Below are 13677 nucleotides of genomic sequence, written 5' to 3' on the forward strand. Positions count from 1 at the left end.
GGCCGCACCCGAGCTCCCCGCCGCCCACGTCGCCCCCGCCGACCTGGCCGCCGCGCTCGACGCCGAGGCCGCCGTCCCCTTCTCCTTCACGATCGAGCCGCCCTTCCGCGCCACGCTCTTCCGCGTCGGGCCGGACGAGCACGTGCTGCTGCTGGTCACCCACCACATCGCCAGCGACGGCATGTCGGAGCAGCCGATGGTGGACGACCTGGCCGCCGCCTACGCCCACCGCGCCGGCGCGGGGCCCGTACCGGCGCCGCCGGCCCTGCAGCACATCGACCACACCTTGTGGCAGCGCGAACTGCTCGGCGACCCCGCCGACCCCGGCAGCCGGGCCGGCACGCAGGTGGCGTTCTGGCGCGAGGCGCTGGCCGGCGCCCCCGCCCTGCTCGACCTACCGCTCGACCGGCCGCGCCCCGCCGTGCGCGCGGGCCGCGCCGGGCGCGTCGGCTTCCGCATGGACGAGGACCTCCACCACGGCCTGGTGCGCCTGGCCAGGGAGTCGGGGTCCACCGTGTTCATGGTGGTCCATGCCGCGCTGGCCGCCCTGCTCACCCGGCTCGGCGCGGGCGCCGACATCGTCATCGGCACCGCCACCGCCGGCCGGGGCGACCAGGTGCTCGACGGGCTCGTCGGCAAGTTCCTCAACACGCTGGCGCTGCGCGCCGACACCTCCGGCGACCCCACCTTCGCCCACCTCATGGCCCGGGTGACCGACGCCGACCTGGCCGCCCAGGCACACGCCGAGGTGCCGTACGAGAACGTCGTCGAGGCCGTCAACCCGGCCCGCTCGCTGACCTACCACCCGGTCTTCCAGGTCATGCTGACCTTCGAGAGCACCTTGCGCGTCCCCGACCTCGCGCCCGGGCTCGCGACCGGCGTGCAGCCGGGCGTGCACACCGGCGCCGCCAAGGTGGACCTCAGCTTCTTCGTCAGGGAGCCCACGCGGTGGGGGGCGCCCGGCGAACTGGAGTGCGCGCTCGAGTACGCCACCGACGTGTTCGACCCCGGCACCGCCGACGACCTGGCGGCCCGCCTGGTCCGGCTGCTGGTCCACGCCGTACGCGAGCCGGGCCGCAGGATCGCCGAGCTCGACCTGCTGGCGCCCGGAGAGCGCGAGCGGCTGCTCGGGGACGACTCGGCGCGCCACGTGCCCGAGGCGACGCTGACCGAGCTGTTCGAGCGCCAGGCCCGCCGTACCCCGGACGCGGCGGCCGTGGAATGCGACGGCGAGGTGCTCGGCTACGCCGAGCTCGACGCCCGGGCCAACCGGCTGGCCAGGCTGCTGGCCGCCCGCGGCGTCGGACCGGAGCGGTTCGTCGCCGTGGCGCTGCCGAAGTCGGCCGCCCTGGTCGTCGCCCTGCTCGCCATCATGAAGGCGGGCGGCGCGTACCTGCCGGTGGACCCCGGCCTGCCCGCCGAGCGGATCCGCTTCATGCTCGACGACGTCCGCCCGGTGCTGACCCTGGCCGCGCCCGAGGACCTCGCCGCCCTGGAGGCAGAGGCGGCCATGCTGCCCGCCACCCCGCCGGAGACCACCTGCGGCCCCGGCAACGCCGCCTTCGTGATCTACACCTCCGGCTCCACCGGCCGCCCCAAGGGCGTCGTGGTCGAGCACCGCTCGCTCAACGTCTACCTGGCCTGGGCCGCACACGCCTACGGTGGCCTGGCCGGGCGCGCCCTGGTGCACTCGCCGGTCTCGTTCGACCTGACGGTCACCGGCCTGTTCGGGCCGCTGACCTGCGGCGGCCGCGTGCAGCTCGCCGATCTGGACGTCGACCAGGACGCCGCTGTCCCGGCAAGTCCGGAGCCGCCCGACTTCGTGAAGGCCACGCCCAGCCACCTGCCCCTGCTCGCCGTGCTGCCCGACACCTGCTCGCCCACCGGCCAGCTCGTGCTCGGCGGCGAGTCCCTCATGGGTGAGGCGCTGGACGAGTGGCGCCGCCGCCACCCGGCCGCGACCGTGATCAACGAGTACGGCCCGACGGAGACCACCGTCGGCTGCACGGAGTTCCGCATCGAGCCCGGCGACCAGGTGCCCGCCGGCGTGATCACCATTGGCACGCCCGTCTGGAACACCCGCGTCTACGTCCTCGATCCGCTGCTGCGGCCGATGCCGCCCGGCGTCGTCGGCGAGCTGTACATCGCCGGCGACCTGGTGACCCGCGGCTACCACCGCCGCCCCGGGCTGACCGCCGAACGGTTCGTGGCCGACCCCTTCCGCCCGGGACAGCGGATGTACCGCTCCGGCGACCTGGCCCGGCGCCGGGCCGACGGGCTGCTCGAGTTCGCCGGCCGCGTCGACCACCAAGTGAAGGTGCGCGGGTTCCGCATCGAGCTGGGCGAGATCGAGTCGGTGCTGCGCGAGCACCCCGCCGTGGACCACGCCGCGGTGATCGTCCGCGAGGACCGGCCCGGCGACCAGCGCATCGTCGCCTACGTCACCCCCGCCTCGGCCGACACCGGCGACGTGCTCGACCACGCCGGGCGCGCGCTGCCCGCGTACATGACGCCCTCCGCCGTCGTGGCGCTCGACGTGCTGCCGCTCACCCCCAACGGCAAGCTGGACCGCGCGGCGCTGCCGGCGGCCGGACCGGCGACCCCGGCCGACGGCTCGCGCCCGCGCACGCCGCAGGAGGAGATCGTCTGCGGCATCTTCGCCGAGCTGCTCGGCCTCGTCAGCGTCGGGCGCGACGCCAATTTCTTCGAGCTCGGCGGCCACTCCCTGCTCGCCACCCGGCTCGTCAGCCGGGTCCGCTCGGTGTTCGGCGTCGAGGTGGGTGTGCGCGAGGCGTTCGAGTCGCCCACCCCGGCCGAGCTGGCCGCGCGCATCGACCTGGCCGGCCTCGGCCGCTCCAGGCCGGTGCCCGAGCAGCGGCCAGAACGCGTCCCCCTCTCGTACGCCCAGCGCGGCGTCTGGTTCATCAACCGGCTCGACGAGGACAACCCGCAGTACAACATCCCCTCCGTGCTCCGCCTCACCGGCCTGGTGAACAAGGACGCGCTGCGTGCCGCCCTGAACGACGTGGTGGCCAGGCACGAGATGCTGCGGACGGTCATCAGGAGCGAGGACGGCGAGCCGTACCAGGTGGTGCTCGACGAGGCCACGGTCGAGACGACGTTCGCCGACGTCGAGCCGGACCGGCTGAAGGAGACGCTCACCGCGTTCGGCCACCGCGCCTTCAAGCTGGCCGACGAGATCCCCATCCGGGCCGGCCTGTTCTCCACCGGCCGCGAGGAGCACGTGCTGCACCTGGTGATCCACCACGTGGCCTGCGACGGCTGGTCGTGGTCGGCACTGCTGCGCGACCTGGCCGAGGCCTACACCGCCCGCTGCGCCGGCGCGACGCCCTCCTGGCAGCCGCTGCCCGTCCAGTACGCCGACTACACGCTCTGGCAGACGCGCATGCTCGGCGACGAGCACGACCCGGACAGCCCGCTGGCCGGGCAGCTCGCCTACTGGCGGGAGCGCCTGGCTGGCATGCCCGAGCTGGTCGAGCTCCCCCTCGACCGGCCGCGCCCGGCCATCGCCAGTAACCGCGGCGACATGGTCACCCTGGACCTCGACGCCGCCGCGCACCGCGAGATCGTCGCCGCCGCGCGGGAAGCGGGCGTCACGGTGTTCATGATGGCCCACGCCGCCTTCGCCGCGCTGCTGACCCGGCTCGGCGCGGGCACCGACCTGCCCATCGGCACCGGTCTGGCCGGCCGCAGCCACGAGGCGCTGGACGATCTCGTGGGCTTCTTCGTCAACACCATGGTGCTGCGCACCGACACCTCGGGCGATCCCACGTTCCGCGAGCTGCTCGACCGTGTCCGCGAGGTGGACCTGTCGGCCTACGCCAACCAGAACATCCCCTTCGAGCGGCTGGTAGACGTCGTCAACCCGGCCCGGTCCCTGGCCTACCACCCGCTGTTCCAGGTCAGCATCGTGCTGCAGAACTACGCGGGCGCCCAGGCCCGCATGCCGGGCCTCACCGTCAGCCCGCCGGAGGTGGAGCTGGAGGCGGCCAAGTTCGACCTGATGTTCTTCCTGGAGGAGGCGCACGGCGAGGGCCGCGACCCCGGCGGCATGCGGATCAACCTCAAGTACGCCACCGACATCTTCGACAGGGGCACGGCCGAGCGGATCGCGGAGTGGTTCCGCCGGTTCCTGCGCTCGGCCGCGGCGGACGCCGACCAGCGGCTGGGCGCGGTGGAGCTGCTGTCCGGCAGCGAGCGGCGCCGGGTGCTGGAGCAGTGGGGCGACGGCGGCGCCGTGGACACTCGGGTGACGTTGCCCGAGCTGTTCGAGGAGCGGGTGCGGGAGTGCCCGGACGCGGTGGCCGTGGTCGACGGGCCGGTGACCTGGTCCTACCGGGAGGTCGACGAGCGGGCCAACCGGCTGGCGCGCTCGCTCGTCGAACAGCACGGCGCCGGGCCCGAGTCGATCGTCGCCGTCGCCCTGCCCCGGTCGGCCGACCTGGTGGTGGCGCTGCTGGGCATCGCCAAGTCGGGCGCGGCGTACCTGCCGATCGACCCCGACTACCCGGCCGAGCGCGTCAACCTCATGCTGGAGGACGCCAGGCCGCTGCTGGTCATCGGCGACCTCGACGTGCCCGTACCCCGGCTCACCGTCGCTGACGGCATTCCTTCCAGCGAGCTGACCGACGCCGAGCGGCGAGCGCCGCTCACTCCGCGGTCGCCCGCGTACGTGATCTACACCTCGGGCTCGACCGGCCGCCCCAAGGGCGTCGTGGTCACCCACCACGGGCTCGCCGCCACCGTCGCCTCCATGCGCGAGCGCTTGCAGTGCGGTCCCGGCTCCCGCGTGCTGCAGCTGGCCTCGCCGAGCTTCGACGTCTCCGTCATGGAACTGCTCATGGCCCTGACCTTCGGTGGCGCGCTCGTCATCGCGCCGCCGCACGTGCGTGGCGGCGAAGAGCTGGCCACCCTGCTCGCCGAGCAGCGGATCAGCCACGCCGTCATCCCGTCCGCCACGCTGGCCAGCGTCCCCGAGACGCCGCTGCCGGACCTGCGCACCCTGCTCGTCGGCGGCGACGTGGTCGGCCCCGAGCTGGTCGAACGCTGGGGCGACGGCCGGCGCATGCTCAACGGGTACGGCCCCACCGAGGCCACCATCTGGGCCTCGGCCAGCGACGCCCTCGTCCCCGGCGAGAACCCGCCCATCGGCTCGCCGTTGCGCGGCGCCCGCGTCCACGTCCTGGACGCCGGACTGCGGCCCGTGCCGCCCGGCGTGGCCGGGGAGCTGTACGTCGCCGGCGACGGCCTGGCCCGCGGCTACCTGGGCCGGCCCGCGCTGAGCGCGGAACGGTTCGTGGCCGACCCCTTCGGCGCTCCCGGCGAGCGCATGTACCGCACCGGCGACCTGGCCCGCTGGCGGGCCGACGGCTCGCTCGACTTCGCCGGCCGCGTCGACCACCAGGTCAAGATCCGCGGCTTCCGGATCGAGCTGGGCGAGATCGAGGCCGTGCTGGCCCGCCACCCCGACGTGGAGCGGGCGGTCGTGATCGTGCGCGAGGACCGGCCGGGCGACAAGCGCATCGTCGCCTACCTCGTGGCCGCCAAGGCCCCCGAGTCCGGGCAGATCCGCGCCCACGTGGCGGCGCACCTGCCCGAGTACATGGTGCCCGCGGCCTTCGTGGTCCTCGACGAGCTGCCCGCGACGGCCAACGGCAAGCTCGACAGGAAGCTGCTGCCCGCCCCCGAGTTCGCCACCCGATCGAGCGGCCGCACCCCGCGCACCGCCCGCGAGGAGATCATGTGCGGGCTGTTCGCCGAGATCCTCGGCGTGCCCGTCGGGATCGACGACAACTTCTTCGAGCTCGGCGGCCACTCCCTGCTCGCCACCCGGCTGGTCGGCCGCCTGAGGTCCACCCTCGGCGCCGAGGTACGCGTACGCGACCTGTTCCGCGCCCCCACGGTGGCCGCGCTCGCCGGCCGCCTGGAGCCCGCCCGCGACGCCCGGCCCCCGCTGGTGGCCCGACCCAGGCCGGAGCGGATCCCGCTGTCCATGGCCCAGCAGCGCCTGTGGTTCCTGCACCGGCTCGAAGGACCGAGCCCGGCCTTCAACGTGCCGCTGGCGCTGCACCTGTCCGGCGCGCTGGACGTCGAGGCCCTGCGCCAGGCGCTCGCCGACCTGGTGGACCGGCACGAGGCGCTGCGTACGGTCTACCCCGACGACGGCGGGCGGCCCTACCAGCTCATCCACCCCGCGGGCCAGGTGCGGCCGGTGCTGGACGTCGTCTCCGGCGGATCGATCGGCGACGCGCTCACGTACACCTTCAGCCTGGCCGCCGAGCCGCCCATCAGGGCGACCCTGTTCACCCGGCCCGAGCCGGGCGAGTACCTCCTGCTCCTGCTGCTGCACCACATCGCCACCGACGGCGTGTCGATGAGCACGCTCAGCCGCGACCTGTCGGCCGCCTACGCGGCCCGCCTGAGCGGCCGCGCGCCCGGCTGGGAGCCGCTGCCCGTCCAGTACGCCGACTTCACGCTCTGGCAGGCCGAGACCCTGGGCGGCGACGAGGACCCGGACAGCGTGCTGTCACGCCAGCGCGACTACTGGAAGAAGCAGCTCGCCGGCGCCCCCGAGCCGCTCGAACTGCCCGCCGACCGGCCGCGCCCCGTCCGGCGCGGCAGCCTGGCCGAGCGCGTCACCTTCGACGTCGACGCCGGGCTGCACTGGGACCTCATCGGCCTGGCCAGGCGGAGCAACGCCACGCTGTTCATGGTGATGCACGCCGCGCTGGCCGGACTGCTCACCAGGCTCGGATCCGGCCAGGACATCCCGATCGGGACCGGCGTGGCCGGGCGCGGCGACCCCGCGCTCGACGAAGTGGTCGGCTTCTTCATCAACATGGTCGTGCTGCGTGCCGACACCTCCGGCGACCCCACCTTCCGCGAACTGCTGGAGCGGGTACGCGAGGTGGACCTGGCCGCCTACGCCAACTCCGACGTGCCCTTCGACCGGGTCGTCGACGCAGTCAACCCCGTCAGGTCGATGAGCCACGCCCCGCTGTACCAGGTCACGCTCACCGTGGACCGGGACGTCATCGACGGCAACCTGCGCCTGCCCGGCCTGTCCGTACGCGCCGACAGTCCCGACCCCGGCTCCGCCAAGTTCGACCTGTGGGTCGGGCTGACCGAGACCTACAACCCCGACGGCACACCCGCGGGCATGGAAGGCGTCGTCAAGTTCGCCACCGACATCTTCGACCGGGACACGGCCGAGCGGATCGCGGCCTGGTTCTGCCGGTTGCTGCGGTCGGTGGCGGCCGACGCCGACCAGCGCCTCGGCGCGGTGGAGCTGCTGTCCGGCGGCGAGCGGCGGCAGCTGCTGAGCCAGTGGGGCGACGGCGGCTCGGCCGGGCCGCGCATGACGCTGCCGGCGCTGTTCGAGGAGCGGGTGCGCGAGTGCCCCGACGCGGTGGCGGTGGTGGACGGGCCCGTGTCGTGGTCGTACCAGGAGGTCAACGAACGGGCCAACCGGCTGGCGCGGTTCCTCATAGACGGTTACGGGGCCGGGCCCGAGTCGCTGGTGGCGGTCGCGATGCCGCGATCGGCCCAGGCGGCGGTCGCCATGCTCGGCATCGCCAAGGCCGGGGCGGCGTACCTGCCGATCGACCCCGACTACCCGGCCGAGCGCGTCGACCTCATCCTGCGCGAGAGCGACCCCCTGGTCACCGTGACCGCCGAGCTCCTCGACGACCTCGGTGACCTTCCGGGCCACGACGTCACCGACGGCGAGCGGACCGCGCCGCTCACGCCCGCCGCGCCCGCGTACGTGATCTACACCTCGGGCTCGACCGGCCGCCCCAAGGGTGTCGTGGTCACCCACCAAGGGATCGCCGCGAGCGCGGCGTCGCAGCGGCACCGGCTCGGCACCGCGCCGGGCAGCCGCGTGCTGCAGTTCGCCCCGCTCAGCACGGACACCTCCGTGTTCGAGATGTTGTACGCCTTCGGCGCCGGCGCCACCCTCGTCGTCGTGCCGCCCGGCGTGCGCGGCGGCGACGAGCTGGCCGCGCTGCTCGCCGGACAGCGGATCACCCACGCCGTGCTGCCGCCGGCCGCCCTGGCCAGCCTGCCCGTCGTGCCGCTGCCCGACCTGCGCACCCTGCTCGTCGGCACCGACGTGCTCGGCGCCGAGCTGGTCGGACGCTGGGGCGAGGGGCGCCTCATGCTCAACGGCTACGGCCCCACCGAGGCCACCATGTGGGCCTCCGCCAGCGACTCCCTGATCGCCGGCGAGAAGCCACCCATCGGCTCACCTCTGTACGGTCACCGCTTCTACGTGCTCGACCACGGGTTGCGGCCGGTGCCGCCGGGTGTGGTGGGGGAGTTGTACGTGTCCGGTGACGGGGTGGCGCGCGGCTATCTGGGCCGGGCGTCGTTGACGGCGGAGCGGTTCGTGGCGTGTCCGTGGTCGCCGGGTGAGCGGATGTATCGGACGGGGGATGCGGTGCGCTGGCGGGCGGATGGCCGGCTGGACTTCGTGGGCCGGGTGGACGAGCAGGTCAAGGTCCGCGGCTTCCGCATTGAGCTGGGTGAGATCGAGACCGTGCTGGGCCGGCATCCGGAGGTGGAGCAGGCGGCCGTCATCGTCCGCGAGGATCGGCCGGGGGATCGGCGGATCGTGGCCTACGTGGTGGGTCGCGAGGTCGAGGCGGCGCGGTTGCGGGAGTTCGTCGCGGGTGTGCTTCCGGCGTACATGGTGCCGTCGGCGTTCGTGGCGCTGGAGGCGTTGCCGTTGTCGCCGAACCGCAAGGTGGATCGTCGGGCGTTGCCCGCGCCGGTCTACGTCTCCGAGCCTGGCCGGGCCGCCCGGGGGCCGCGTGAGGAGATCGTGTGTGGTCTGTTCGCGGAGGTCCTGGGCGTGGCCCGGGTCGGGGTGGACGACAACTTCTTCGAGCTCGGCGGGCACTCCCTGCTGGCCACCCAGCTCGTCAGCCGCATCCGCGCCGTGCTCGGCGCCGAGCTCCCGCTGCGCGAGCTGTTCGACCATCCGACCGTCGCCGCCCTGGCCACCCGGCTCGACGGCGCCGCCGAGGCGCGCGTCCCCGTCAGCGCCAGGCCGCGGCCCGAGCGGATCCCCCTGTCCACCGCCCAGCAGCGGCTGTGGTTCCTGCACCGGCTGGAGGGACCCAGCCCGACCTACAACATCCCGCTGCCCATCCGCCTGTCCGGCGATCTCGACCGCGAGGCGCTCCAGGCCGCCGTGGACGACCTGGCGGACCGGCACGAGGTCCTGCGCACGGTCTTCCGTGAGAGCGACGGGCAGGCGTACCAGCACGTCCTGCCCGCCTCGCCCATCCCCGTCGAGCTCGTCACCACCACCGAGGAGGAGCTGCCCGACCTGCTCGCGGAGGACATCCGCGTCCCCTTCGACCTGGCCGAGGAGCCGCCCGTGCGGTGCCGGCTCTACCGCACCGGGCCCGACGAGCACGTGCTGCTGCTGCTCGTGCACCACATCGCGGGCGACGGCATGTCGATGATGCCGCTGTCGGCCGACTTCGCCACCGCGTACGCGGCCCGTCTCGAAGGCCGGGGACCCGGCTGGGAGCCCCTGCCCGTGCAGTACGCCGACTACACGCTCTGGCAGGCCGAGAACGCCGTCGGCGAGGACCAGGTCGGCTACTGGCGAGACGCCCTCGCCGGCGTCCCCGAGCTGCTCGAACTGCCGGTCGACCGGCCGCGGCCGTCGGTCGCCAGCCACCGGGGCGCGACCGTCCCCGTGGACATCCCGGCCGAGGTGCATCGCCGCGTGGCCGCGCTGGCCCGCGAGCGCGGCGCCACCGTGTTCATGGTGCTGCAGGCCGCGGTCGCCGCACTGCTCAACCGGCTCGGCGCGGGCACCGACATCCCGCTCGGCACCGTCGTCGCCGGACGCCACGACGCCGCGCTCGACCAGCTCGTCGGCTTCTTCGTCAACTCCCTGGTCCTGCGTACCGACCTGTCCGGCGACCCCGGCTTCCACGAGCTGATCGACCGGGTCCGGGAGACGGACCTGGCCGCCTACTCCCACGCCGAGGCGCCCTTCGAGCGCGTCGTCGAGGCCGTCAACCCGGCCCGATCCATGGGTCACACCCCCCTCTACCAGGTCATGTTCAGCCTGATGAGCGACGGCCACCCCAGCCTCGACCTGCCGGGGCTGCGGGCCTGCTTCGAGCCCGTGCGGGGCAGCGTCGCCAAGTTCGACCTGGCCTTCGGACTGCGCGAGAACCACGGCGGCGACGGCCTGCCCGCGGGCATCTGCGGCTCGCTGGAGTACGCCACCGACCTGTTCGACCGGGACACCGCCGTCTCGCTCGCCGGACGGCTGACCCGGCTCGTGACCGAGCTGTCCGCCGACCCGGCGCTGCGGCCGGGCCAGGTCGACCTGCTGTCGCAGGACGAGCACCACCTGCTGGCGGCCGGCAACGCGACCATCGCGCCCATCCCCGGCCAGACCTTCCAGGAGCTGTTCGAGGCCCAGGCCGCACGCACGCCGCAGGCCACCGCCGTGGTGGACGACACGACCACGCTGACCTACCGGGAGCTGAACGAGCGGGCCAACCGGCTGGCCCACCTGCTCCTCGAACGGCACGGCCGCGGCCGGTTCTTCGCCGTCGGGCTGCCGCCGGGCGCGGACGTCGTCGTCACCCTCCTGGCCATCTTCAAGGCCGGCGGCGTGTACGTGCCCTTCGACCCCGCGCACCCGGCCGACCGCGTCCGCGGCACGATCCACAGCGCCAATCCGGCCGTGCTCATCGGCTCGGCGGCGGCCGTGAACATCCCCGGCGTGGACACCCCGTGGCTGCTCCTCGACGCCCCGGACGTCGCCGCCGACCTCGCCGGACGGCCGCACGGCAACCCGCCGCCGGTCACCGGGGCCGACCGGCTCATGTACGTGATCTACACCTCCGGCTCCACCGGCCGCCCCAAGGGCGCCATGGTGCACCAGCAGGGCATGATCAACCACCTGCTGGCCAAGGTCGAGGAGCTGGGGATCGGCGACGGCGACGCGGTGGTGTTCAACGCGCCGCTCACCTTCGACGTCTCGGTGTGGCAGATGCTGTCGGCCTTGCTGACCGGCGGCCGGACCCACATCGTCACCAAGGACGTCGCCAGGGACCCGCTCGAACTGTTCGCCGAGGTCGAACGGCACGGGCTCACCGTGCTAGAGGTCGTGCCCTCCTTCATGCGGGCCGGGCTCGACGCCTACGACGCGGGCATCCCGTCACCGTCCATGCCGTCGCTGCGCTGGTTCATCGTCAACGGCGAGGTGCTCTCGCCGGAGATCTGCAAGCGCTGGTACGCCCGCTTCCCGCAGGCCGGCCTGGTCAACGCGTACGGGCTGACCGAGTGCTCCGACGACAACACCCACGCCTTCATCGGGCACGACATCGACGCCCAGGTCGAGCACGGCCGGCTGCCCGTGGGCCGCCCGCTGCGCAACAACCGGCTGCACATCCTCGACTCCGGACTTCTCCCGGTGCCGCCCGGCCTGGCCGGCGACCTCTACATCGCCGGCACCGGTGTCGGACTCGGCTACCTCAACGATCCGTCACGCACCGCCGAACGGTACGTCCCCGACCCGTTCGCCCCCGAGCCTGGCGCGCGCATGTACCGCACCGGCGACCGGGTGCGGCTGCGCGCCGACGGCCAGCTCGACTTCCTGACCCGGGTCGACCACCAGGTCAAGATCCGCGGCAACCGGATCGAGCTGGGCGAGGTCGAGGCCGCGCTGCGCGCGCTGCCCGACGTCAGCGACGCCGTGGTCATCGCCGACGAGCCGGACGGCGGGCCCAAGCGGCTCATCGGGTACGCCGTCACCCGCCTCTCCCCGGTCGACCTGCGGGAGCGCCTGGAGGCGGTGCTGCCGGACTACATGGTGCCCGCGGCCCTCGTACCGCTCGACGACCTGCCGCTCACCCCGAACGGCAAGATCGACAGGAAGGCGCTGCCCGACCCGTCCTACGCCGGGGTCACCGGCGGCCGCGAGCCGCGCACCGAGCGGGAGCGGATCTTCCGCGACCTGTTCGCCGAGGTGATCGGCGTCGAGGACGTCTCGGTCGACGCCGGGTTCTTCCAGCTCGGCGGCGACAGCATCATGTCGCTCCAGCTCGTCTCGCGCGCCCGGCGCGCCGGGCTGACCATCACCGCGCGCGACGTGTTCCAGCAGCAGACCGTGGAGGCGCTCGCGGCCGTCGCGCAGGAGGCCGCGGCCGGGCCCGCACCGGTGGACGCCGGGGTCGGCGACCTCCCGGCCACGCCGATCATGCACTGGCTCCGGGAGCTGGACGGGCCGTACGCCGGGTTCAACCAGTCGATGGCGCTCACCGTGCCCCCCGGGCTGGGCGAGCACCTCGTACCCGCTGTCCAGGCGCTGCTCGACCACCACGACATGCTGCGGGCCCGGCTGAACCCGGACACCTGGACGCTCCAGGTGCGGGAGCCCGGCTCGGTGCCGGCGGACGGCCTCGTACGCAGGGTGGACACGGCCGGGCTGACCGGCGACGCGCTGGCCGATGTCGTCGCCCGCGAGGGTGAGACGGCCAGGTCGGAGCTGTCGCCACGCGACGGCGCGATGCTGCGGGCCGTCTGGTTCGACGCGGGAGAGCGGCCGGGCGTGCTGCTCCTGGTGGCGCACCACCTTGTCGTGGACGGGGTCTCCTGGCGCATCATCGTCCCCGACCTGCGCGCCGCCTGGCAGGCCCTGGCCGATGGCGGCACGCCGAAGCTCGACTCGGTGCCCACCTCGTTCCGGGCCTGGGCGCACACGGTCGCCAAGCTCGCCCGCGAACCCCGGCCCGACCGCGCCGTATGGGAGGCGCTGCCGTTGGGCGAGCCGCCGCTCGGCGCCCGCCCGCTCGACCCCGCCAAGGACACCGCCGCGACAGCCCGCGACCTGACCGTGACGCTGCCCGCCGACGTCACGGAGGCGCTGCTGACGCGGGTGCCCGCCGTCTACCACGCCTCCGTCAACGACGTGCTCCTGACCGGCCTGGCCATCGCGGTCGCCCGGCAGGCGAACCGGCACGGCCTGCTGGTGGACGTCGAGGCGCACGGACGCGAGGAGCTGACCGACGGGCTCGACCTGTCACGCACGGTCGGCTGGTTCACCAGCATGTACCCGGTCAGCCTCGACGCGGGCCCCGTGAGCGACCAGGACCTCGCCGAGGGCGGCCCCGCTGTGGGCACCGCGCTCAAGCGGATCAAGGAGAGCCTGCGGGTGATCCCCGACAACGGCGTCGGCTTCGGCCTCTGGCGCCACCTCGGCGGCGAGCCGCGGGTGTCGCCGGTCCCGCAGATCGGCTTCAACTACCTGGGCCGGTTCGGCGGCGGGAACGACTCCGGCCACTGGACACCCGCCGCGAACCTGCCCACGCCGGTCGCCCGCGATCCCGAGATGCCCGCCGCGCACGCCCTGGAGGTGATCGCCACGGCCGTGGACGGCGACGTCGGCCCGGCCCTGTCCGTCACGTGGTCCTGGCCGTCCGAGTTGTTCACCGAGCAGGAGGTCCGCGACCTCGCCGACGGCTGGTTCGCCGCGCTGCGCGGCATCGTCCGGCACGCCGACCGGCCGGACGCGGGCGGGCACACGCCGTCCGACCTGTCGCTGGCGCTCAGCCAGGACGAGATCGACGACCTGGAGAACGAGCTGATGGAGGAGTGGGCGTGATGACCCGGTCCGTA

General features: G+C 74.0%; 1 protein-coding gene. It reads left to right on the forward strand.

What is annotated here, in order from left to right; translation table 11 throughout:
- Positions 1-43: 43 nt before the first annotated feature.
- Positions 44-13663, forward strand: coding sequence for a non-ribosomal peptide synthetase (locus KME78_RS48330; protein ID WP_246653500.1), 13620 nt, complete (start codon positions 44-46; stop codon positions 13661-13663).
- Positions 13664-13677: the final 14 nt, after the last annotated feature.

The sequence above is a fragment of the Nonomuraea guangzhouensis genome, from assembly GCF_019396345.1.
Taxonomy (GTDB): Bacteria; Actinomycetota; Actinomycetes; order Streptosporangiales; family Streptosporangiaceae; genus Nonomuraea; species Nonomuraea guangzhouensis.